We start from the raw sequence: 23,699 nt of genomic DNA on the forward strand, positions 1-23,699 counted from the left end.
GCAAAATGATGAACAAGGTTGCTCAATTTTACCGCGAGCTGGTGGCGACACTGACGGAGCGGCTGCGTAACGGCGAGCGTGATATTGATGCGCTGGTCGAACAGGCGCGTGCCCGCGTGACGCAAACGGGTGAGTTAACGCGAACCGAAGTGGAAGAGGTGACGCGTGCGGTACGTCGTGACCTGGAAGAGTTTGCGCGCAGCTATCAGGAGAGCCAGGAAGAGGTCTCGGACAGCGTGTTTATGCGGGTGATCAAAGAGAGCCTGTGGCAGGAGCTGGCGGATATCACCGATAAAACGCAGCTTGAGTGGCGCGAGGTGTTTCAGGATTTGAACCATCACGGTGTGTACCACAGCGGCGAAGTGGTAGGGTTGGGAAATCTGGTGTGTGAGAAATGTCATCACCACATCGCGGTGTATACGCCGGAGGTGCTGCCCTTGTGCCCGAAATGCGGTCACGACCAGTTCCAGCGCCGGCCGTTTGAGCCCTAGGTAAAAGCAAAACGGCAACCCTGTTGCCGTTTTTAGTGTTTGCTCCCTCTCCCCGTGGGAGAGGGTTGGGGTGAGGGCATCAGGCCGCACTATAGTAAGCCAGTCTCTCCGCCAGCAAATCTACAAACGCTTCCCGGTCGATATCCACCATCACCGCAGTATTCGGCTCGTTCCCCGTCAGCGAGTAGTAATCCACCACCGTCATTCCCTGGGTATATTTCCCCTGCGTTTCCACACCAACCCAGCGGTCAACCGTGGTAAACATCTCAGGTTTCAACAGCCAGGCAATCGTGCACGGGTCATGCAGCGGTGCGCCATGGAAGCCCCATTTCTCGGCTTTGTGGTACTCCATAAAGAAGTCGAGCAGTTCTGCCACAGTCGTTGCCACCGGATTACCCACAGAGCGGAAGCGTTCAATATCGTCTGCCATAATTTGGGCCCGATGCGTCACATCCAGCCCCGCCATCACAATCGGCAGACCGGACTGGAAAACGATCTCTGCGGCTTCAGGGTCAACATAGATATTGAACTCCGCGGCTGGCGTCCAGTTTCCGAGCCCCATTGCGCCGCCCATGATGACGATCCGGGCGATTTTACCGTGCAGTTCTGGATGGCTGTTAAGCAGCAAGGCCACGTTCGTCTGCGGACCTGTAGCCACCAGCGTCACGGGCTCTGCACTTTCGCGCAGCACCTTCGCCATCAACTCAACGGCGGTGCAGCCTTGTGGCGCGAAGCCCGGTTCCGGCAGTTCAGGGCCGTCCAGTCCACTTTCGCCATGAACGTTATCCGCAATGATCAGCTCGCGCATCAGCGGTTTCACGGCGCCGCCGGCGACAGGAATATCGGTGCGTTTGAGCAGGGTCAGCATGCGCAGCACGTTGCGCAAGGTTTTATCCGGCGTCTGATTTCCGGCGGATGCGGTAACCGCTTTTACGTCCAGTTCAGGGGAGGCAAGAGCGAGGACGAGAGCAATGGCGTCATCATGACCCGGATCGCAATCGAGAATAATAGGCTGTGCCATAGCGTTCTCCATACGTAGCGTTATTTTGTGACAAGGTTAACGCTGCAATGTGACGCCGACGAGAACAAGAGCGCGAAAGCGTGAGGCAGTGCGCAATCCGCAGATTGCGCACTGAGAAGATTAATGCAGGATTTTGGCGAGGAAATCTTTTGCACGTTCGGATTTCGGGTTCGCGAAGAACTCTTCTTTCGGCGAGTCTTCCACGATCTTCCCTTCGTCCATAAAGATGACGCGGTTGGCCACTTTACGGGCGAAGCCCATTTCGTGCGTCACCACCATCATGGTCATCCCTTCGTGCGCCAGCTCGACCATAACGTCGAGCACTTCGTTGATCATCTCTGGATCGAGCGCCGACGTCGGTTCATCAAACAGCATTGCCACCGGATCCATACACAGCGCGCGTGCGATCGCGACACGCTGCTGCTGACCACCCGAAAGCTGCGCCGGGAACTTATCGGCATGTGCAGAAAGCCCAACGCGCTCCAGAAGCTTAAGGCCTTTCTCACGCGATGCTTTTTTATCGCGCTTAAGCACTTTCACCTGCGCCAGCGTCAGGTTCTCGATGATAGAGAGGTGAGGGAACAGCTCAAAGTGCTGGAACACCATGCCAACGTGAGAGCGAAGCTGGGCAAGGTTGGTTTTTTTGTCGTTCACTTTGGTGCCGTTAACAACAATTTCGCCCTGCTGCACAGGTTCCAGACCATTAACGGTTTTGATCAGCGTGGACTTACCGGAACCGGACGGGCCGCACACCACCACCACGTCGCCTTTTTTCACTTCCGTGGAGCAGTCGGTCAGCACCTGAAAGTGCCCATACCATTTAGAAACATTTTTCAGGGAAATCATTATACCGTCCTTTTCTTCAGCCAGCTGACCAACAGCGACGCGCTTAAACTAATCACAAAATAGACCGCGCCCGCGAAGAGCACCATCTCGACCTGCGTACCATCACGTTCACCGATGGTTGACGCGGTACGGAAGAAGTCTGCCAGACTCAGGACATACACCAGCGAGGTATCCTGGAACAGCACAATGCCCTGGGTCAACAGGAGCGGAACCATGGCGCGAAACGCCTGCGGCAGAATAATCAGCTGCATGGACTGCCAGTGCGTCATCCCCAGCGCCAGCGCGGCGCTGGATTGCCCGCGGGAGATGCTCTGAATGCCCGCGCGGATAATCTCTGAGTAGTAAGCGGCCTCAAACATTGAGAACGCCACCATCGCCGAGATCAGGCGGATATCGGTTTTCGGCGACAGTCCCAGCACGTTCTGTAAGAAGCCCGGAACAATCAGGTAAAACCACAGCAGCACCATCACCAGCGGGATGGAGCGGAAAACGTTAACGTAGGCGGTCGCAAACCAGGCGAGTGGCTTAAAGCTCGACAGGCGCATCACCGCCAGCAGGGTGCCCCAGACGATACCAATGATGATGGCAATAACGGTGATTTTTAAGGTAATCACCAGGCCATCCAGCAGGTAAGGTAAGGAAGGAACGATAGAACTCCAGTCAAATTCGTACATTATTTGCCCCCCAGATTGCCCGGCAGGCGTACTTTGCGTTCAACCAGGTTCATCACCAGCATGATGAAAGCGTTAATCAGAACATACGCGAGCGTGATCGCGGTGAAGGATTCCCACGCGTGAGCGGAGTAATCCAGCAGCTTGCCCGCCTGGGCCGCCATATCGACCAGGCCGATAGTGGAGGCGATGGCCGAGTTTTTCACCAGGTTCATCATCTCCGAGGTCATCGGTGGCACGATAACGCGGTAGGCATTAGGCAGCAGCACGTAGCGGTAGGTTTGCGGCAGGGTCAGACCCATCGCCAGACCCGCATTTTTTTGTCCGCGGGGTAATGACTGAATGGCGGCACGCACCTGCTCACAAACGCGCGCAGCGGTAAACAGCCCCAGACACATCATGGAGGAGACAAAGAACTGCACATTTGGATCCAGCTCCGACTTGAACCACATGCCAATATTTTCCGGCAGCAGTTCCGGGATAACCAGATACCAGGTAAAGAATTGCACGATGAGCGGAACGTTACGGAACAGTTCCACATAGAGCGTGCCCAGTGTTGAAAGAAAACGGTTAGGGACGGTGCGCAGAATACCGAACAGCGAACCGACAAGAAACGCGATAATCCACGCTGTTATCGATAGTGCCACGGTGACCTGGAAGCCGCTCCACAGCCAGCCAAGATAGGTGGTGTTGCCGAACGGGGCTTGTTGCAGGAATATGCCCCAGTTCCAGTCTATTGACATAATAAACTCCAGAAAAAAAAAGGGTAGCAGCGCTACCCTCGAAGATTGGTGAGAAGCTCATTTTTCGCGCTGAGTGGGGAACGACCACTCAACGTATAGTCTGTCCATGCTTCCCGACAATCGAGAGGGCAGGAGATCCCGCCCCTGTTGTTCTAATTAGTTAAGAGCCTTGTCATTTGGAGATTTGAACAGCGCTTTCATGTCATCAGACAGTTCAAAGTTCATGTTGAGATTTTTTGGTGGAATCGGGTTCTTGAACCATTTGTCGAACCATTTTTCCGCTTCGCCGGAAGTCTGTACCTGGGCGATAGTGTCATCGATCAGCTTCTTGAACTGCGGATCGTCTTTACGCAGCATGCAGCCGTAAGCTTCTTTTGACTGCGCGGTGCCGACGATATCCCAGTTGTCTGGTTTCTTCGCTTTCGCACGCTCACCCGCCAGCAGGGCGTCATCCATCATAAACGCGACGGCACGGCCACTTTCCAGGGTGCGGAAGGAGTCGCCATGGTCTTTCGCGCTGATGATGCGCATATCCATTTTCTTCTCGTCGTTCAGCTTGTGCAGCAGCACTTCTGAGGTGGTACCGGACGTTACGACGACCGCTTTGCCTTTCAGGTCAGCAAAATCTTTGATATCACCGCCTTTCTTCGTCAGCAGACGGGTGCCCACGACGAAGATGGTGTCAGAGAAAGCGGCCTGTTTCTGACGCTCGAGGTTATTGGTGGTAGAGCCACACTCAAAATCAAAGGTGCCGTTTTGCAGCAGTGGAATACGGTTCTGTGAAGTGATTGGGATCAGCTTCACCTGCAGGTCAGGTTTGTTCAGCTTTTTCTTCACAGCTTCAACGATGGCGTTGGAGTAATCCTGTGAATAGCCCACGACTTTTTGCGTGTTGTCGTAGTAAGAGAACGGGACGGAAGATTCACGGTGGCCGACCACGATGACGCCGTTTTTGGCAATCTTGTCGAGAGTACTGCCTGCTGCCGGAGCATCTTCAGCGTGAACCACGCCGGCAGACATTCCCATAACCAGCATTGCTGTGGCCAGTTTACGTAATTGCATACCCAACTCCTTTCTTATCAGCGCCAGTGACGCATTGATACCCATTGTGATGTTGTTATATCTCGCGCGATGCGAGTGCAGTGTTATGCAAGCTTGTTAACATTTAGTCTGGCTTAATGTAAAGATTTTGCTGCGTTATTGTTTATTTTTGCGAAGCGCGCCGCACCATTCAGAGGCAAATATCTCCCGTTGCACCGTTTCGGTGCTACCGATGATCTACGCTGGTGCGACAAGGTTGCACGTTAAGCCAAACTGCGTTTGCGTGAATATACAAAGCAACAGGCGTGCCAGATTTGGCACTGGAAGGAATTTGTCGGGTGGCGGCTACGCCTTACCCGAGCTACGGGAGTCAAAATGTAGGCCGGGTAAGCGTTAGCGCCACCCGGCAACAGAAGGTAAGATTAGCGACGACGCTGACGCAGGCTCATCAGCACGGCACCGAAACCGAACAGCGCGGTCAGGATCCACAGCGGCCAGTTGCCGGTGCGGGCATACGGCGTCAGGCCGGTGGTTGGTGTGACTTTTGTGGTCAACACCTCACGGGTAAACTGCGGGATCATGGCCTGGATTTCACCCTGTGGACCAATCACGGCGGTGATGCCGTTGTTGGTGCTGCGCAGCAATGGGCGAGCCAGCTCCAGAGAACGCATACGCGCCATCTGGAAATGCTGCCACGGGCCGATAGATTTACCGAACCACGCATCGTTGGAGATGGTCAGCAGGTAGTCGGTATCCGGGCGGAAGTTATCGCGAACCTGCTCGCCGAGAATGATTTCGTAGCAGATGGCCGCCGTCAGGGCAAGGCCGTGCGCATGCAGCTGGGGCTGTACGTACGGGCCACGGCTGAAGGAGGACATCGGCAGATCAAAGAACGGCGCCAGCGGGCGCAGAATTGACTCCAGCGGAACAAATTCACCAAACGGCACCAGGTGGTTCTTGTTGTACCGATCCGTGGAGTTGTAGCTGTATTCGCTGTCTTTGCCGAGCGTAATGATGGTGTTGTAGGTGTCATAACGGTTCTGCTGATTCAGACGCGCATCGACAATCCCGGTAATCAGCGTGCTGCCGCGAGCCAGCAGCAAGTCGTTCATCATGTTCAGGAACGGCTGCTGATTGATCTCCAGATCGGGAATGGCGGATTCCGGCCAGATGATCAGCTGCGATTTACCCATCACCTCTTCGGTGGCGTTGGCGTAGATCTTCAGCGTGTTCAGCAGCTCTTTTTCATCCCACTTCATAGATTGCGGGATATTTCCCTGCACCATAGAAACCTGCATGGTGCGCTCAGGCTCAGGCGTGAACCACTGGATATACCGCAGCGGGAAGGGCAGGGCAAACAGCACCAGCGCCACGGCCAGCGGTTTCCAGCAACGCGTGACCAGCGCCAGGATCAGCAGGCCGCTGACCACCATTAGCAGGAAGTTGATTGCCTCAACGCCCATGACCGGGGCCAGGCCTTTCAGCGGGCCATCAATCTGGCTGTAGCCGAACTGCAGCCACGGGAAGCCGGTCAGTATCCAACCGCGCAGGAATTCGGTGATTTGCCAGACCACCGGCGCGGCAATGGCGACGCGCAGCCAGGTGGTTTTAGGCCACAGGCGGGAAAGGATCCCTGCGAACAGACCAGTATACAGTGAGAGATATGCCGCGAGCAGGACGACCAGGAAGACGTTAACCGGGCCCGGCATACCGCCAAACTGGGCGATGCTGACGTAGACCCAGTTAATGCCGGAGCCAAAGAGCCCCAGTCCCCAGAAGTAACCGATGGCGGCAGCCTGTACCGGACGCCGGTTCAGGGTCAGACCCTGAAGCCCCATCAGGGAGAGAATAGCCGCAGGCCAGATATCGTAAGGAGAAAAAGCCAGCGTACCGCTGGCTCCGAGTAACAGCGCCAGCAGCAAACGGACGCGCTGGCGTTCAAGTAATGGGGCAAATGCCATTTACATTAATCTTCCAGTTTTGGCACCGGTGAGTCGTCCGGCGTTCTGACATGAACCTGTATAATACGGCGGCTGTCGGCCATTGCCACTTTGAACTGGTAACCGTCGATGTCAACGGTTTCACCGCGCGCCGGAAGGTGGCCAAAGGCCTGCATCACCAGCCCGCCAATGGTATCGACCTCTTCATCACTGAAGTGAGTGCCGAAAGCGTCGTTGAAGTCCTCAATCGAGGCCAGCGCGCGCACGGTCCAGGTATGGCGGCTGAGCTGACGGAAGTCGATATCTTCCTCTTCGTCATACTCATCTTCGATTTCTCCCACGATCAGCTCAAGAATATCCTCGATCGTGACCAGTCCGGAAACGCCGCCAAATTCATCAATAACAATCGCCATGTGGTAACGCTGAGAGCGAAACTCTTTCAGCATCCGGTCCACACGTTTACTTTCCGGCACAACCACGGCCTGGCGTAACACTTTTTCCATGCTGAAGGCTTCGGCATCGCTGCGCATAAACGGCAGCAGATCTTTCGCCATCAAAATCCCTTCGATGTGATCTTTATCTTCGCTGATGACCGGGAAACGCGAGTGGGCGGATTCGATGATCACATCGAGGCACTCGTCCAGGGTCTGGTTACGTTTCAGGGTGATCATCTGCGAGCGGGGGATCATGATATCGCGAACACGCTGGTCAGCAATGTCCATCACCCCTTCGAGCATTTCGCGCGTATCTTCGTCGATAAGGTCGTTTTGCCCGGAATCACGAATCAGCTCCAGCAGTTCATCACGGTTCTTGGGTTCGCCGTGGAAAAGCTGGTTCAGAATGAGGGAGAAAAATCCCTTTTTAGTGTTTGTCGTGTCGCTACTGTGTGAATTGTCGTCGCTCATGGCGTTTGTTAAGGGTTCTCTTGTTAGTTCAACATTTACCGCCACGCGAATTCCCTGCGCGGCGGCATAGTCGTCAGTAAGTTAACTGACTATTCTTTCTCGGCAATGTACGGATCCTCATAGCCCAGAGCAAGCATTATCTCTGTCTCGAGGGACTCCATCTCTTCCGCTTCGTCATCTTCAATATGATCGTAGCCAAGCAGATGCAGGCTGCCATGCACCACCATATGCGCCCAGTGGGCTTCCAGCGGCTTTTGCTGCTCTTTGGCTTCCTGTTCAACCACCTGACGGCAGATGATCAGATCCCCTAGCAGCGGCATCTCGATACCCGGCGGGGCTTCGAACGGGAAAGAGAGCACGTTGGTTGGCTTATCTTTCCCACGGTAAGTCAGGTTAAGCTCATGGCTTTCTGCCTCATCCACCAGGCGAATCGTCACTTCTGATTCTTCCTGAAACTGGGGGATAACGGCATCCAGCCATTTCTGAAACTGTGCCTCATCTGGCATACCGGAATTGTCTTCACAGGCCAGCTGTAAATCGAGGATCACCTGACTCATTTCTGTTCTTGCTCCTGCGCGTCGCGCTTACGTTCTGCGGCCAGTTCGGCCCTGCGTTTTTGATCCGCCTCTTCCCAGGCTTCATAGGCGTTAACGATGCGCGCAACCACCGGATGGCGTACCACGTCTTCACTGTGGAAGAAGTTAAAGCTGATTTCATCGACTTCGGCCAGCACTTCAATGGCGTGGCGCAGGCCCGATTTGGTGCTGCGCGGCAGGTCGATCTGGGTAACGTCACCGGTGATGACCGCTTTCGAGTTAAAGCCAATACGCGTCAGGAACATCTTCATCTGTTCGATGGTGGTGTTCTGGCTTTCATCAAGAATGATGAACGCGTCGTTTAACGTGCGACCACGCATGTAGGCGAGTGGGGCCACTTCAATCACGTTACGCTCAATCAGCTTTTCGACCTTCTCAAAGCCGAGCATCTCGAACAGCGCATCGTATAAAGGACGCAGATACGGGTCGACCTTCTGACTCAGGTCGCCCGGCAGGAAGCCCAGTTTTTCACCCGCTTCCACCGCCGGACGGGTCAGCAGGATACGGCGGATTTCCTGACGTTCCAGCGCATCCACCGCCGCGGCAACGGCCAGATAGGTTTTACCCGTACCCGCCGGCCCCACGCCGAAGGTGATGTCGTGGTCGAGAATATTGGCGATGTACTGCGCCTGGTTTGGCGTACGCGGCTTAATGACGCCACGCTTGGTCTTGATGTTGATGGCCTTACCGTAGTCCGGCACACTTTCCGCGCTCTGCTCAAGCACGCGCGCCTCTTTAATGGCGAGGTGAATTTGTTCCGGTTCGATATCCTGAATTTCGCCGCGCATCGGGGCGGTATCGACATACAGGCTGCGCAGGATATCTGCAGCCGCATTGACGCAGATAGGGCGTCCGGTAAGTTTGAAGTGATTATCGCGACGATTGATTTCGATACCCAGACGTCGCTCCAGTTGTTTGATGTTGTCATCAAACGGTCCGCACAGGCTCAGCAGGCGAGCGTTGTCTGCGGGCGTTAGGCTGATTTCACGCGTATCTATGTTCAAACTGTTCCTCTTTGATTGGTTAGCTGACCCGCTGCCACCCGGCGTAATAAAACGGTCATTACCGAAATTATTCACGCCATAGAATAAAGGCGCAAGCATTGCAGATGATATTGGGGACGATGAGAGGAAATACAAGGCCTGCCGAAGCGGCAGGCCCGAAGGATTAAGGCTGGTAAATCCCCACGCCAGAATCGTTTTCTTTGCGGGTACGCGAAATGACGGATTCCGGTGACTCGGCAATACGCAGGCCCATTTCGTCTTCAGTGCGGACCACTTTCGCACGCAGTGAGTTGGTGAGCACTTCGACAATCTCAACGTCCACAAATTTACCGATCATGTCCGGGGTACCTTCAAAATTCACCACGCGGTTGTTTTCTGTACGACCGGAGAGTTCCATAATGCTCTTGCGCGAGGTGCCTTCTACCAGTATGCGCTGGACGGTGCCGAGCATACGGCGGCTCCAGGCGTTGGCCTGCTGGTTGATGCGCTCCTGCAGAATATACAGACGCTGCTTTTTCTCTTCTTCCGGCACATCGTCAACCATATCGGCCGCAGGGGTTCCAGGACGCGCGGAGAAGATAAAGCTGTAGCTGACGTCAAAATTCACTTCACCAATGAGCTTCATGGTGCGCTCGAAGTCATCCGCGGTTTCACCAGGGAAGCCGACAATAAAGTCGGAGCTTATCTGGATATCCGGACGCGCTTCACGCAGCTTACGGATGGTGGATTTGTACTCCAGAACCGTATGCGGACGGCCCATCAGGTTCAGAACGCGGTCAGAGCCGCACTGAATCGGCAGATGCAGGAAGCTCACCAGCTCTGGCGTATCGCGATAGACATCAATGATGTCATCGGTGAATTCCATCGGATGGCTGGTGGTAAAGCGAATACGGTCGATACCGTCAATCGCGGCCACCAGGCGCAGCAGTTCAGCAAAGGTGCCGGTGGTGCCGTCGTAGTTCTCCCCACGCCAGGCGTTAACGTTCTGGCCCAGCAGGTTCACTTCGCGAACGCCCTGCGCGGCAAGCTGCGCGATTTCAAACAGAATATCGTCTGCCGGGCGGCTGACTTCTTCGCCACGGGTATAAGGCACCACACAGTAAGTGCAGTATTTGTTGCAGCCTTCCATGATGGAAACGAAAGCGGTCGGGCCATCTGCGCGCGGTTCTGGCAGACGGTCAAATTTCTCGATCTCCGGGAAGCTGACGTCAACGACCGGGCTACGATTACCGCGAACCTGGTTGATCATCTCCGGCAGGCGGTGCAGGGTCTGCGGGCCAAAGACGATATCCACATAGGGGGCTCTCTGGCGGATGAGCTTACCTTCCTGTGATGCGACGCAACCGCCCACGCCGATGATCAGGTCCGGATTTTTTCGTTTGAGAAGTTTCCAGCGGCCTAACACGTGGAAGACTTTTTCCTGCGCTTTTTCACGAATTGAACAGGTGTTCAGCAGCAACACGTCGGCTTCTTTCGGATTTTCAGTCAGCTGGTATCCGTGGGTGGTGTCCAGCAGATCGGCCATCTTGGATGAATCGTATTCGTTCATCTGACAGCCCCAGGTTTTTATATGGAGTTTTTTAGTCATCGACTTGCTCAGCTCAGGATTGCAAGCCGCGTATTGTAATGCTTTGGTGGGGTTGTGACCAGTATGAAGGTTATGTGTCTCAGGACCGCAAAAATCCGGTAAACTTAAGGGATTCTCCAATAAGGAAAAATGACCATGACACTCCAACACACCGAAGTTGCCGTTGTCGGCGGCGGTATGGTCGGCGGCGCACTGGCGCTGGGGCTGGCGCAGCAGGGATTTGAGGTAACGGTAATTGAACAGGCTGCACCGCCGGCATTCGATCCCGCCAGCAAGCCGGATGTGCGCATTTCTGCTATCAGCGCGGCGTCAGTCGATCTGCTGCGCGGTCTGGGCGTCTGGGAAACGGTGCAGGCGATGCGTGCGCATCCCTACAGCCGTCTTGAAACCTGGGAGTGGGAAAATGCCCACGTTGCGTTTGATGCTGCGGAGCTGAAGCTGCCGCGCCTGGGCTACATGGTGGAAAACAATGTGCTCCAGCTGGCGCTCTGGCAGGCCCTGGAGGCACACCCGAAGGTGACGCTGCGTATTCCTGCGTCACTTAAGGCACTTCATACTCACGAAAGCGGCTATTTGCTGACGCTCGACAGCGGTGATGAGCTGGCTGTGAAGCTGGTCGTCGGGGCGGATGGTGCCAATTCTCAGGTCAGACAGATGGCAGGTATTGGGGTACATGCCTGGCAGTATGAGCAGTCTTGTATGCTGATTACCGTCCAGTGTGAGAATTTGCCGGGTGAGAGCACCTGGCAGCACTTTACGCCGAATGGCCCGCATGCCTTTTTACCGCTATTTGATCATTGGGCGTCACTGGTGTGGTACGACAAACCGGCGCGCATTCGCCAGCTACAAGGGCTTTCAATGGAACAACTGCAGCGCGAGATCCTGCAGCACTTCCCGAGCCGTCTGGGGCATATCACACCAGTCGCCGCTGGCGCATTCCCGCTCACGCGACGTCACGCTTTGCAGTATGCCCGTGACGGGCTGGCGCTGGTGGGGGATGCGGCACACACCATACACCCGCTGGCCGGGCAGGGGGTAAATCTTGGGTATCGTGACGTTGACGCGTTACTGGACGTTTTAAGTCATGCGCGCGGGCATGCGGAAGCGTGGTCCAGCCATCAGGTACTGAAGCGTTACCAGACGCGACGTATGGCGGATAATTTTATTATGCAGTCGGGAATGGATCTGTTCTATGCCGGGTTCAGCAATGACTTAGCGCCAGTACGTATTCTGCGTAACATTGGCCTCATGGCGGCGGAACGTGCCGGCGGGTTGAAACGTCAGGCCCTGAAATACGCTCTCGGACTTTAATCGCTGCTTCGACTATTCCCTCGCCCCTTTGGGGAGAGGGGTAGGGTGAGGGGGCATCAGGCCGCACAAACAACAAAAACAAAAAAGCCCGCAGAGCGGGCTTATTTGTTTTTAAGTGGCTGGGGTGCAGGGATTCGAACCCCGGAATGCTGGTATCAGAAACCAGAGCCTTACCGCTTGGCGACACCCCAATTGCGTTAAACAAACTGCTTAACGACTTTTTAAATTGGCTGGGGTACGAGGATTCGAACCTCGGAATGCCGGAATCAGAATCCGGTGCCTTACCGCTTGGCGATACCCCAACAATTTGTCTTGATTACCGAAAAATCGACAATCTTAATTTGGTGGCTACGACGGGATTCGAACCTGTGACCCCATCATTATGAGTGATGTGCTCTAACCAACTGAGCTACGTAGCCAGTACTGCAATCTTCGATGGCTGGGGTACCTGGATTCGAACCAGGGAATGCCGGTATCAAAAACCGGTGCCTTACCGCTTGGCGATACCCCAATACCGCGGAGAACCGCAAAATCGAAGAAATATGGCTGGGGTACCTGGATTCGAACCAGGGAATGCCGGTATCAAAAACCGGTGCCTTACCGCTTGGCGATACCCCATCCGTGCAACGCTTACCTGGGAATGGTGCGGGAGGCGAGACTTGAACTCGCACACCTTGCGGCGCCAGAACCTAAATCTGGTGCGTCTACCAATTTCGCCACTCCCGCAAAAAAGATGGTGGCTACGACGGGATTCGAACCTGTGACCCCATCATTATGAGTGATGTGCTCTAACCAACTGAGCTACGTAGCCATCTTTTTTCGCGTTACCTTATCGGCGTTGCGGGGCGCATTATGCGTATAGACCCTTGCAGCGTCAACACCTTTTTCAACGAAAATAGCCGGAATGTGACTGTTTGGTTAGGTTGCGAACAGCGTGACCGAATATTCGGCAATTATTGGTTATTAATCGTTTTTCGAGAGTGAAATGCAAGGCAAAAAAAAGGCCCCAGAGGGGCCTGATTAGAATCGTCGCGATTATTTGTAGGCAGACTGGTGAACGCCTACCGCGCGGCCTGATGGATCGTTCATCGCTTTGAAAGATTCATCCCATTCAATCGCTTTGGCAGACGAGCAGGCGACGGATGGGCCACCCGGAACACACTCTGCCGCACTCGGCACCGGGAACAGCTCTTCAAAGATTTCGCGGTACAGGTACGCTTCCTTCGAGCCCGGCGTGTTGTACGGGAAGCGGAAGCTTGCCGTTTCCAGTTGCTGGTCGGAAATCTGTTTTGCTGCCACCTCTTTCAGGGTGTCGATCCAGCTGTAACCTACACCATCAGAGAACTGCTCTTTCTGACGCCACGCCACGCTCGCGGGCAGGTATGATTCAAAACATTCGCGCAGGATATGTTTTTCCATTTTACCGTTGCCGCACATTTTGTCCTGCGGGTTGATACGCATCGCCACGTCGAGGAATTTCTTATCCAGGAACGGGACACGCGCTTCCACTCCCCATGCCGACATTGCTTTGTTGGCACGTGCACAGTCAAACATATGCAGTGCCTGCAATTTACGCACGGTCTCTTCATGCAGCTCTTTGGCGTTTGGCGCTTTATGGAAGTACAGGTAGCCGCCAAACACTTCGTCAGAACCTTCACCGGACAGGACCATCTTGATGCCCATCGCTTTAATCTTACGCGACATCAGGTACATCGGTGTTGAGGCACGAATGGTAGTAACATCATAAGTTTCAATGTGATAGATCACATCGCGGATTGCATCCAGGCCTTCCTGCACGGTGAAGTGAATTTCATGGTGCACGGTGCCCAGATGGTTTGCCACTTCCTGCGCAGCTTTCAGGTCAGGTGCCCCTTCAAGACCCACGGCAAAGGAGTGCAGCTGCGGCCACCAGGCTTCGGAGCGCTCCTGATCTTCCACGCGGCGAGCGGCGAATTTCTTGGTGATCGCGGAGATCACGGAGGAGTCCAGACCGCCGGAGAGCAGCACGCCGTAAGGTACATCTGACATCAGGTGGCTTTTCACGGAATCTTCCAGCGCCTGACGCAGCTCGGCTTTATCCGTCACGTTGTCTTTAACCGCGTCATAATCGAACCAGTCGCGCTGGTAGTACGGACGGATCTCACCGTCTTTACTCCACAGATAGCTGCCTGCCGGGAACTCTTTAATGGTGCGGCAGACCGGTACCAGAGCTTTCATTTCAGAGGCAACATAGAAGTTGCCGTGTTCATCGTGGCCCATGTACAGCGGGATAATACCGATATGGTCGCGGCCAATCAGATACGCGTCTTTTTCGCTATCGTACAGGGCGAAGGCAAACATACCCTGCAGGTCGTCCAGGAATTCCGGACCTTTCTCCTGATAGAGCGCCAGAATCACTTCACAGTCAGACCCGGTCTGGAAGGCGTAGCGATCGCCGTACTCGGCGCGCAGCGCCTGATGGTTATAGATTTCACCGTTAACAGCCAGCGCGTGCGTTTTTTTCTCGTTATACAGCGGCTGTGCACCGGCGTTGACGTCTACGATAGACAGACGTTCGTGAGCCAGAATCGCTTTATCACTGGCGTAAACGCCTGACCAGTCCGGGCCGCGATGGCGCATCAGGCGGGACAGTTCGAGTGCTTTTTTACGCAGTTCGCCTGCGTCAGTTTTAATATCCAGTACGCCAAAAATTGAACACATAACCTTCTCCGTTAACCCTGTTGCTTTGTAATGTTGCTTGCTTATGAAAATGCCGCAAAGGGAGAAGGGGCGCAAGAGATTTACGGGCGAAAACGGAAATAGTGCAATGGTGATTGCGGAATAGTGAAAAAAGAGTACGCCATGAACACTTTTATTGATGATTATGCAATAAAAGGCGCTTTTTGTTAGATATGGTTTTATTTGTAAGGGCTAAAAATGAAAAACCACGCCCTGAGCGTGGTTTGGTATCAGATAATGTCAATTTCATCGACGGAGGGGTAAATCCAGCTTGGTCGGAACGGCATCGAATCAATGTCATCAAGCTGCGAGACGCCGGACAGCACCAGAATGGTTTCCAGACCCGCCTGGAAGCCGGCCAGAATATCCGTACGCAGGTTATCGCCGACAATAACCGTTTCTTCTGAGTGGGCCTGCATTTTATTGAGCGCGGCGCGGATGATCCACGGGCTTGGTTTGCCGACATAGAATGGCTTGCGCCCGGAGATTTTTTCAATACCGGCACACAGCGCGCCACAGGCCGGATAAAAACCTCGACCGTGGGTATCCGGGTTGGTGGCAATGAAGCGCGCGCCGTTGGCAACGAAGAACGAGGCTTTATGCATCATCTCCCAGTTATAGGAGCGCGTTTCACCCACAATCACGAAGTCCGGATTGACATCGGTAATCGTAAAGCCCGCTTTATACAGCTCGTGGATCAGCGCGCCTTCGCCGACCACGTACGCTTTTTTGCCTTCCTGACGTTTCAGAAAATCCGCCGTTGCCATCGCCGAGGTATAAAACACACTGTCCGGGACGTCGACGCCCGCCGTCGCAAAGCGGTTTGCCAGATCCTGACCGGTCTGAGAAGGGTAGTTCGTGAGAAGAACCAGAGGCATTCCTTTGTCGATGATGCGGTGAAGAAACTCCGCAGCACCTGGTACGGCAACGTTGTCGTGCATCAGCACGCCGTCGATATCACAAATTACATTCTTAATGGTCATGGACGTTCCGACATCAAAAAAAGAAGGCGTTACTATAAGGTCCGATCAACTTTCCAGCAAATGCTGCAGCAGAATACCGTTGAGCATGGCGCGTTTCACCAGCGCAAAAGCGCCAATTGCCGAGCGATGGTCAAGTTTTGAACGAACCACAGGGAGATTCTGGCGGAATGCTTTCAGCGCCTGGGTGTTAATACAGCCTTCAATCGCGGGGAGCAGCACCTTTTCTGCTTCAACAATTTCTCCGGCTATCACCACTTTTTGTGGGTTAAACAGGTTAATGGCGATGGCGATAGTTTTCCCCAGATGGCGCCCAACCTGCTCGATCACCTCACAGGCCAGCGCGTCGCCTTTATTGGCGGCTTTGCAGATGGTGCCTATCTTGCAATCAGCCAGCGTGACGCGACTCTGGTAACCTTGTTCAAGCAGATGGCGAACGCGCTGCTCAATGGCCGTGTTGGCGGCAATGGTTTCAAGGCAGCCGAAGTTACCGCAGTGGCAGCGTTCGCCCAGCGGCTCGACCTGAATGTGGCCGATCTCGCCGACGTTACCGTTGCGACCAATAAAAATCCGACCGTTAGAAATAATACCTGCGCCTGTCCCGCGGTGGACACGCACCAGAATAGAGTCTTCGCAGTCCTGACTCGCACCAAAGTAGTGCTCTGCCAGTGCCAGAGAACGAATATCGTGGCCGACAAAACAGGTCACTTTAAAGCGTTTTTCCAGCGCATCGACCAGCGCCCAGTTTTCCACCTGAATGTGCGGCATGTAGCGAATCACGCCGCTTTCCGGGTCGACCAGACCGGGTAAAATCACTGAAATTGCAATGAGCTCGCGGATCTTACGCTGACAGCTCTCAATAAAGTGCGCGATGGTATTCAGCAGCGCGTGCTCCAGCGTCTCCTGGGTGCGCTCGGGAAGGGGATAGTGCTCTTCCGCAATCGCTTTGCTGCTCAGATCGTAGAGCGTGAGCGTGGTGTCATGACGGCCGAGCCGAACGCCAATCGCCTGAAAATTGCGGGTTTCGGTAATAATGGAGATAGCGCGGCGGCCCCCGGTAGAGGCCTGCTGATCGACTTCTTTGATCAAACCGCGCTCAATAAGCTGGCGGGTAATTTTTGTCACGCTGGCGGGAGCAAGCTGGCTTTGTTCGGCTATCTGAATTCGAGAGATTGGCCCGTGTTGGTCAATCAGGCGATATACCGCCGCACTGTTAAGTTGTTTAACGAGATCGACATTACCGATTTGAGCTTGTCCGCCTGGTGTCATACTTTTACTTACTCAGTGACGACCTCGTTACCATTAACGATGGTCTTAATAATTTTATAATCGTGTGTGAATGCCGTCAGGTTTGCAACCATACCCGGTGCAATTCCGCCAAGCTGTTTATCCACGCCGATTGCGCGAGCCGGATAAAGGGTAGCCATACGCAGGACTTCATCAAGCGCAATCCCACAGTGCTCAACCAGGTTACGCACCCCTTCAATCATGGTTAAAGAGGAACCGCTCAGCGTACCGTTTTCATCCACACACAGTCCATTGCGGTAGTATATTGTTTTACCGGCAAAAATGAACTGCTCAATATTTGCACCTGCTGGTGCAGTGGCATCGGTAACCAGGCAAAGCTTGTCACCTTTCAGGCGCTTGGCATTACGAATGTTGGTGTAATCCACATGCATACCATCAGCAATAATGCCGCAGTAGACGTCTGGCTCGTCCAGAATCGCCCCGACCAGACCCGGTTCGCGACCGGTGATATAAGGCATGGCGTTGTAAAGGTGCGTGGCGAAGGTAATGCCCGCGCGGAAGCCCGCTTTGGCTTCTTTCAGCGTGGCGTTTGAGTGCCCTGCTGAAACCACAATCCCGGCGGCAGCCAGTTTGCTGATCACGTCAGTGCCGGTCATCTCTGGTGCCAGCGTCACTTTAGCGATCACATCGGCGTTCGCACACATGTAGTCGACCAGTTCAGCGTCAGGCTTGCGCACGTAATCCGGGTTATGAGTGCCTTTCTTCACGATATTCAGCCATGGCCCTTCCAGGTGCAGACCGAGCGCCTGATTAGGGTGTTTGGCGAGGTATTCGCGCATCACGCGGATACCCTGTTTCATCAGGTCATCACTGCTGGTGATGAGGGTTGGCAGATAGCTGGTGCAGCCCGATTTCTCGTTGGCTTTCTGCATGATTTCCAGCGTTTCAACCGTCACCGCCTCGGCAGTGTCATTGAATTGCACACCGCCGCAGCCGTTCAGCTGTACGTCGATGAAACCGGGGGAGATTACTGCTCCATTGAGTGAGCGCTGTTCAATCCCTGGCGGCAGCTCTGCCAGCGGACAAACACGTTCAATCAGGCCATTAGCGATAACAATCGCATGGTCATCCAGAATTTCGTGGCCGGTATAAATCCGACCGTGGGTTAAAGCGTACATAACGACCCCCGGTTAAAAAAAGCGGCCGCCTCTTTGAGAAGAGGCGGTTAATCAATTACAGACCTTTGATGTTCTCGGCTTCTAACTCGTTGAAGTATTTCAGCGTTTTCACTTTCAGCTCCATCGTGGACGGTTCGTCGCAGACGATGACTGATTTTGGATGCAGCTGCAGGCAGCTGATGGTCCACATGTGGTTAACGTTGCCTTCAACGGCAGCCTGGAGCGCCTGCGCTTTCACGCCACCCAGCACCAGAATCATCACTTCTTCGGCATCCAGCAGGGTGCCTACGCCAACGGTCAGGGCGTATTTTGGAACCTGGTTCACATCACCGTCAAAGAAGCGGGAGTTTGCCACGCGGGTGTCATGGGTCAGCGTTTTAATACGCGTGCGGGAAGCCAGGGACGATGCCGGCTCGTTAAACGCGATATGACCATCGTTACCCACGCCGCCCATAAACAGGTGGATTTTACCGTAAGAACGGATTTTTTCTTCGTACTGACGGCATTCTGCGTCAATATCAGGCGCATTTCCATTCAGCAGGTTAATATTTTCCGCTGGGATATCAACGTGATCAAAGAAATTCCGGTGCATAAAGCTATGGTAGCTTTCCGGGTGGTCTTTTGGCAGGCCGACATATTCATCCATATTGAAGGTCACAACATGTTTGAAGCTAACCTGGCCCGCTTTGTGCATTTCAACCAGGGCTTTATACGCCGTCAGCGGAGTACCGCCGGTTGGCAGGCCAAGAACGAAAGGACGATCGGCGGTAGGCTTGAAGGCATTAATGCGGTTAACGATATGGCGAGCGGCCCATTTACCGACTTGTTCAGCAGTTGCCAGGGGAATCAGTCTCATTGTTCACCTCAAGAGTTAAAGTAGAAGAGTGGGCGGATGGCTACCGGAACCTGATACTTAAGCGTAACCTGGAACCTTTCAGGCTGGATCAATCCGTCTTGATTTTTTGAATGATAAAATAAGTTTTCGCTGTTAGCCAGTGAAAGGGAGGGCTTAATACGATATTTGGTGACAAAAATCACAAAAAATGGGTGTTTAATTTGCGATACGAATTAATTTTTCACACACTCACACTGCCAATGAATTATCGACGGTACTTATCGTTAGCAACACAATAAAAACATAGTTAATGCGCGAGCCTGGAAAGGGTCTCGTAGGGGGAATAGGATGAATATTTTAGGTTTTTTCCAGCGCCTCGGTAGGGCTTTGCAGCTCCCTATCGCCGTGCTACCGGTTGCAGCGCTGCTGCTGCGATTCGGGCAACCCGATCTTCTCAACGTGCCGTTTATCGCCCAGGCTGGCGGCGCAATCTTTGACAACCTGGCGCTGATTTTCGCCATCGGCGTTGCTTCCAGCTGGTCTAAAGACAGTGCGGGGGCCGCAGCGCTGGCAGGGGCGGTCGGTTACTTCATCCTGACGAAAGCGATGGTAACGATTAACCCGGAAATCAACATGGGCGTACTGGCGGGTATCATTACCGGTCTGGTCGGCGGTGCGGTATATAACCGCTGGGCAAACATCAAGCTGCCAGACTTCCTCAGCTTCTTTGGTGGCAAACGCTTCGTGCCAATCGCGACCGGCTTCTTCTGTCTGGTTCTCGCCGCGATCTTTGGCTACGTCTGGCCGCCAGTGCAGCATGCTATCCATGCGGGCGGCGAGTGGATCGTCTCTGCGGGTGCGATGGGTGCGGGCATCTTCGGCTTCATTAACCGTCTGTTGATCCCAACCGGTCTGCATCAGGTTCTGAACACCATCGCCTGGTTCCAGATTGGTGAGTTTACCAATGCGGCGGGTACCGTTTTCCACGGCGACATTAACCGCTTCTACGCGGGTGATGGCACCGCGGGCATGTTTATGTCCGGCTTCTTCCCAATCATGATGTTTGGTCTGCCGGGCGCTGCGCTGGCCATGTACCTGGCTGCGCCGAAAGCGCGTCGTCCAATGGTCGGCGGTATGCTGCTGTCAGTCGCCATTACCGCATTCCTGACTGGTGTGACCGAGCCTCTGGAATTCCTGTTCATGTTCCTGGCTCCGCTGCTGTACCTGATGCACGCGGTGTTAACCGGTATCAGCCTGTTCGTGGCGACTCTGCTGGGCATCCATGCGGGCTTCTCCTTCTCTGCAGGCGCTATCGACTACGTGCTGATGTACAACCTGCCAGCGGCAAGCAAGAACGTCTGGATGCTGGTGGTGATGGGTGCGGCCTTCTTCGTTATCTACTTCGTTCTGTTCAGCGCGGTTATTCGTATGTTTAACCTCAAAACGCCGGGCCGCGAAGATACCACTGATGACGTCGTGACCAGTGAAGCCAACAGCAATACCGAAGAAGGTTTAACTCAGCTGGCAACCAGCTACATTGCCGCAGTCGGCGGTACCGACAACCTGAAAGCCATTGATGCCTGTATTACCCGTCTGCGTCTGACCGTGGGTGACTCCGCTCGCGTAAGCGATGCAATGTGTAAACGCCTTGGCGCATCTGGCGTCGTTAAACTAAACAAACAAACTATCCAGGTTATCGTGGGCGCCAAAGCGGAATCCATCGGTGACGAAATGAAGAAAGTGGTTGCGCGTGGCCCGGTCGCAGCGGCAGCAGCTGACAGCGCACCTGCGGCAACGGCGACTCCGGCCGCGAAGCCACAGGCCGTACCTAACGCCGTGACGGTGGCGGCTCTGGTCTCTCCGGTAACGGGTGAGGTCGTTGACCTTGAACAAGTGCCTGACGAAGCGTTCGCCAGTAAAGCGGTAGGCGACGGCGTGGCGGTGAAACCAACGGACAAAACCGTCGTCTCTCCTGCTGCGGGTACTATCGTGAAGATTTTCAACACCAACCACGCGTTCTGCCTCGAAACCGAAAATGGCGCGGAGATTGTTGTCCACATGGGCATCGATACCGTTGCGCTGGAGGGTAAAGGCTTTACTCGTCTGGTGGAAGAGGGCGCTGAAGTGGTGGCCGGGCAGCCGGTTCTGGAGATGGATCTGGACTTCCTGAACGCCAATGCACGCTCCATGATCAGTCCGGTTGTTTGCAGCAACATCGACGACTTCAGTGGCCTGGTTATTCAGGCAACAGGTCAGGTGGTTGCAGGTCAAACGCCACTGTATGAGATTAAAGGCAAGTAATCGCTCCTGAGTAGAGTCATGCCTTAAGCGGCGGGGGATATCCTCCGCCGCTTTTTTTTGCAGCAAATGCCCCCATTATTTTCATCTGATACGTATTTTCCGTAACTAAGGGTTGTCACTACGTCCGGCTTATAAGATCATATGCCGTTATACGTTGTTTACGCTTTGAGGAATCCACGATGAGTGAGGCTGAAGCCCGCCCGAGTAACTTTATTCGTCAGATCATCGATGAAGATCTGGCCAGTGGTAAGCACACCACGGTGCATACCCGCTTCCCGCCGGAGCCGAACGGCTACCTGCATATTGGTCATGCGAAATCCATCTGCCTGAACTTTGGCATTGCGCAAGACTATCAGGGGCAGTGCAACCTGCGTTTCGATGACACCAACCCAGTAAAAGAAGACATCGAATACGTTGAGTCCATCAAGAACGACGTGCAATGGCTGGGCTTCAACTGGTCTGGCGATATCTGCTACTCCTCTGACTATTTTGATCAGCTGTACGCTTACGCGGTTGAGCTGATCAACAAAGGTCTGGCGTACGTCGATGAACTGTCCGCGGATGAAATCCGTGAATACCGCGGTACGCTGACGCTGCCTGGCAAAAACAGTCCGTTCCGCGATCGCAGCGTGGAAGAGAACCTGGCGCTGTTTGAAAAAATGCGTGCGGGTGGTTTTGAAGAAGGCAAAGCCTGTCTGCGTGCCAAAATCGACATGGCTTCTCCGTTCATCGTGATGCGCGATCCGGTGCTGTACCGCATTAAGTTTGCTGAACACCACCAGACCGGTAACAAGTGGTGCATCTACCCGATGTACGACTTCACCCACTGCATCAGCGATGCGCTGGAAGGCATTACCCACTCGCTGTGTACGCTTGAGTTCCAGGACAACCGTCGCCTGTACGACTGGGTGCTGGATAACATCACCATCCCTGTGCATCCGCGTCAGTACGAGTTCTCTCGTCTGAATCTGGAATACACCGTGATGTCCAAGCGTAAGCTGAACCTGCTGGTGACTGACAAGCACGTTGAGGGCTGGGACGACCCGCGTATGCCGACCATTTCTGGTCTGCGTCGTCGTGGCTACACCGCTGCTTCTATTCGTGAGTTCTGCAAGCGCATCGGCGTGACCAAGCAGGACAACACCATTGAAATGGCGTCGCTGGAGTCCTGCATTCGTGAAGACCTCAACGAAAATGCCCCGCGCGCGATGGCAGTTATCGACCCGGTAAAACTGGTTATCGAAAACTATCCTCAGGGTGCGAGTGAACTGGTTGCCATGCCTAACCATCCGAACAAACCGGAAATGGGAAGCCGTGACGTACCGTTCAGCGGTGAAATCTGGATCGACCGCGCTGACTTCCGTGAAGAAGCCAACAAGCAGTACAAGCGTCTGGTGCTGGGTAAAGAAGTCCGTCTGCGTAACGCCTACGTGATCAAAGCCGAGCGCGTAGAGAAAGATGCAGAAGGGAATATCACCACCATCTTCTGTTCATACGATGCCGAAACGCTGAGCAAAGATCCTGCCGATGGTCGCAAGGTGAAAGGCGTTATCCACTGGGTAAGCGCTTCTCACGCGCTGCCGGTAGAAATCCGTCTGTACGATCGTCTTTTCAGCGTGCCTAACCCGGGTGCGGCGGAAGACTTCCTGGCGACGATCAACCCGGAATCTCTGGTGATCAAACAGGGTTATGCTGAGCCATCGCTGAAAACAGCTGAAGCAGGTAAAGCGTTCCAGTTCGAGCGTGAAGGTTACTTCTGCCTGGACAGCCGTTACAGCACTGCGGAAAAACCGGTATTTAACCGCACCGTCGGTCTGCGTGACACCTGGACCAAGATCGGCGAATAATAACGCCGCTCTGGTCAATGAGAAACAAACGCCGCTTATTGCGGCGTTTTTTTTATTAATGATCATATCGTTAAAGTGGCGTTGTAAAAATGTCCGCCGTTATTTTTGGTCAATGTGGTGCTACTTATTTTTTTTAAAAAAGTTTGTCTGTTTTTGAAAATGGCAAATTTCGTAAAATACGCGATTTCTAATGTTCTAATACCCTGAAATACGCTGCTATACCCCCGCCAAATCACGCTTCCGGCCAAATGTTACAAAGCACTACCAATTATGTGCACTTCGTCATAATCCTGACTTTTGCCTGATGAAAAGCATTGATAATTCGCGTCGCGAAAAATAACCTAAAGACGGTAGTTAATTCGAGGGTATTTATAACTACCCCTGACCGCCTGGTCTTTTTTATTTTCGCCGTTTTAGGCGCTTTAATTCGTCAAA

At 53.9% G+C, this 23,699-nt stretch carries 19 protein-coding genes and 7 tRNA genes; 4 read left to right on the top strand and 22 right to left on the bottom strand.

Annotation, left to right across the window (positions count from 1 at the left end):
- The first annotated feature begins 8 nt into the window (after nt 1–8).
- Nucleotides 9–491: a zinc ribbon-containing protein gene (locus L3068_RS06035; protein ID WP_014882999.1), complete on the top strand. Its 483-nt coding sequence runs from the start codon at nt 9–11 to the stop codon at nt 489–491.
- Nucleotides 492–570: 79 nt separating this feature from the next.
- On the opposite strand, the gene rihA is transcribed toward L3068_RS06035, so the two are convergent.
- The 10 genes from rihA to miaB form a co-directional block, all read right to left on the bottom strand.
- Complete coding sequence (gene rihA / locus L3068_RS06040) at nt 571–1,512, bottom strand: pyrimidine-specific ribonucleoside hydrolase RihA (RefSeq protein WP_117580659.1); 942 nt, start codon at nt 1,510–1,512, stop codon at nt 571–573.
- Between the two features lie 120 nt (nt 1,513–1,632).
- Nucleotides 1,633–2,358, bottom strand: coding sequence for an amino acid ABC transporter ATP-binding protein (locus L3068_RS06045; RefSeq protein ID WP_014883001.1), 726 nt, complete (start codon nt 2,356–2,358; stop codon nt 1,633–1,635).
- Nucleotides 2,358–3,032, bottom strand: a complete 675-nt coding sequence (gene gltK, locus L3068_RS06050) for a glutamate/aspartate ABC transporter permease GltK (protein WP_032637193.1) — start codon at nt 3,030–3,032, stop codon at nt 2,358–2,360. Before gltK ends, L3068_RS06045 begins: the two co-directional genes overlap by 1 nt.
- The gene (gene gltJ / locus L3068_RS06055) at nt 3,032–3,772 is read right to left on the bottom strand and encodes a glutamate/aspartate ABC transporter permease GltJ (RefSeq protein ID WP_014883003.1); all 741 of its coding nucleotides are present in this window, start codon (nt 3,770–3,772) and stop codon (nt 3,032–3,034) included. Before gltJ ends, gltK begins: the two co-directional genes overlap by 1 nt.
- Before the next feature lie 156 nt (nt 3,773–3,928).
- Entirely contained in the window at nt 3,929–4,834 is a 906-nt protein-coding gene (locus L3068_RS06060; protein WP_014883004.1) for an amino acid ABC transporter substrate-binding protein, read from the bottom strand.
- Nucleotides 4,835–5,235: 401 nt separating this feature from the next.
- Complete coding sequence (gene lnt, locus L3068_RS06065) at nt 5,236–6,774, bottom strand: apolipoprotein N-acyltransferase (protein ID WP_058689807.1); 1,539 nt, start codon at nt 6,772–6,774, stop codon at nt 5,236–5,238.
- A 5-nt stretch (nt 6,775–6,779) separates the two neighbouring features.
- Nucleotides 6,780–7,658: a CNNM family magnesium/cobalt transport protein CorC gene (gene corC, locus L3068_RS06070; RefSeq protein WP_014883006.1), complete on the bottom strand. Its 879-nt coding sequence runs from the start codon at nt 7,656–7,658 to the stop codon at nt 6,780–6,782.
- A gap of 89 nt (nt 7,659–7,747) precedes the next feature.
- Nucleotides 7,748–8,215: an rRNA maturation RNase YbeY gene (gene ybeY / locus L3068_RS06075; protein WP_008501052.1), complete on the bottom strand. Its 468-nt coding sequence runs from the start codon at nt 8,213–8,215 to the stop codon at nt 7,748–7,750.
- The gene (locus L3068_RS06080) at nt 8,212–9,258 is read right to left on the bottom strand and encodes a PhoH family protein (RefSeq protein ID WP_014883007.1); all 1,047 of its coding nucleotides are present in this window, start codon (nt 9,256–9,258) and stop codon (nt 8,212–8,214) included. Before L3068_RS06080 ends, ybeY begins: the two co-directional genes overlap by 4 nt.
- A gap of 163 nt (nt 9,259–9,421) precedes the next feature.
- Nucleotides 9,422–10,846, bottom strand: coding sequence for a tRNA (N6-isopentenyl adenosine(37)-C2)-methylthiotransferase MiaB (gene miaB, locus L3068_RS06085; protein WP_014883008.1), 1,425 nt, complete (start codon nt 10,844–10,846; stop codon nt 9,422–9,424).
- A gap of 135 nt (nt 10,847–10,981) precedes the next feature.
- Between miaB and ubiF the strand changes: the two genes are divergently transcribed.
- Complete coding sequence (gene ubiF, locus L3068_RS06090) at nt 10,982–12,157, top strand: 3-demethoxyubiquinol 3-hydroxylase (RefSeq protein WP_117580657.1); 1,176 nt, start codon at nt 10,982–10,984, stop codon at nt 12,155–12,157.
- Between the two features lie 116 nt (nt 12,158–12,273).
- Here ubiF and L3068_RS06095 read toward each other — a convergent pair.
- From L3068_RS06095 to nagB, 12 genes are all read right to left on the bottom strand, one after another.
- Nucleotides 12,274–12,348, bottom strand: a tRNA-Gln gene (locus tag L3068_RS06095).
- A 36-nt stretch (nt 12,349–12,384) separates the two neighbouring features.
- A tRNA-Gln gene (locus tag L3068_RS06100) sits at nt 12,385–12,459 on the bottom strand.
- Nucleotides 12,460–12,499: 40 nt separating this feature from the next.
- Nucleotides 12,500–12,576 (bottom strand) — tRNA-Met (locus L3068_RS06105).
- 17 nt (nt 12,577–12,593) lie between these two features.
- Nucleotides 12,594–12,668: transfer RNA gene (locus tag L3068_RS06110), tRNA-Gln, on the bottom strand.
- A gap of 32 nt (nt 12,669–12,700) precedes the next feature.
- Nucleotides 12,701–12,775: transfer RNA gene (locus L3068_RS06115), tRNA-Gln, on the bottom strand.
- 23 nt (nt 12,776–12,798) lie between these two features.
- Nucleotides 12,799–12,883 (bottom strand) — tRNA-Leu (locus L3068_RS06120).
- An 8-nt stretch (nt 12,884–12,891) separates the two neighbouring features.
- Nucleotides 12,892–12,968 (bottom strand) — tRNA-Met (locus L3068_RS06125).
- A gap of 224 nt (nt 12,969–13,192) precedes the next feature.
- Complete coding sequence (gene asnB / locus L3068_RS06130) at nt 13,193–14,857, bottom strand: asparagine synthase B (RefSeq protein ID WP_014883010.1); 1,665 nt, start codon at nt 14,855–14,857, stop codon at nt 13,193–13,195.
- 248 nt (nt 14,858–15,105) lie between these two features.
- Nucleotides 15,106–15,858: a ribonucleotide monophosphatase NagD gene (gene nagD / locus L3068_RS06135; RefSeq protein ID WP_008501057.1), complete on the bottom strand. Its 753-nt coding sequence runs from the start codon at nt 15,856–15,858 to the stop codon at nt 15,106–15,108.
- Nucleotides 15,859–15,903: 45 nt separating this feature from the next.
- Complete coding sequence (gene nagC, locus L3068_RS06140) at nt 15,904–17,124, bottom strand: DNA-binding transcriptional regulator NagC (RefSeq protein ID WP_014883011.1); 1,221 nt, start codon at nt 17,122–17,124, stop codon at nt 15,904–15,906.
- A gap of 8 nt (nt 17,125–17,132) precedes the next feature.
- A complete protein-coding gene (nagA, locus tag L3068_RS06145) occupies nt 17,133–18,281 on the bottom strand; it encodes an N-acetylglucosamine-6-phosphate deacetylase (protein ID WP_032637190.1) in 1,149 nt (382 codons plus the stop codon).
- Between the two features lie 55 nt (nt 18,282–18,336).
- Entirely contained in the window at nt 18,337–19,137 is an 801-nt protein-coding gene (gene nagB / locus L3068_RS06150) for a glucosamine-6-phosphate deaminase (RefSeq protein ID WP_008501061.1), read from the bottom strand.
- 327 nt (nt 19,138–19,464) lie between these two features.
- On the opposite strand from nagB, the gene nagE reads away from it, so the two are divergent.
- Together nagE and glnS are read left to right on the top strand one after the other, a co-directional pair.
- Nucleotides 19,465–21,417, top strand: a complete 1,953-nt coding sequence (gene nagE, locus L3068_RS06155; protein ID WP_045268242.1) for a PTS N-acetyl glucosamine transporter subunit IIABC — start codon at nt 19,465–19,467, stop codon at nt 21,415–21,417.
- Nucleotides 21,418–21,596: 179 nt separating this feature from the next.
- A complete protein-coding gene (gene glnS / locus L3068_RS06160) occupies nt 21,597–23,264 on the top strand; it encodes a glutamine--tRNA ligase (protein ID WP_117580653.1) in 1,668 nt (555 codons plus the stop codon).
- The last annotated feature ends 435 nt before the right edge of the window (nt 23,265–23,699 follow it).

Origin of the sequence: Enterobacter cloacae complex sp. ECL414 (genome assembly GCF_021869685.1) — a bacterium.
GTDB lineage: Bacteria > Pseudomonadota > Gammaproteobacteria > Enterobacterales > Enterobacteriaceae > Enterobacter > Enterobacter kobei.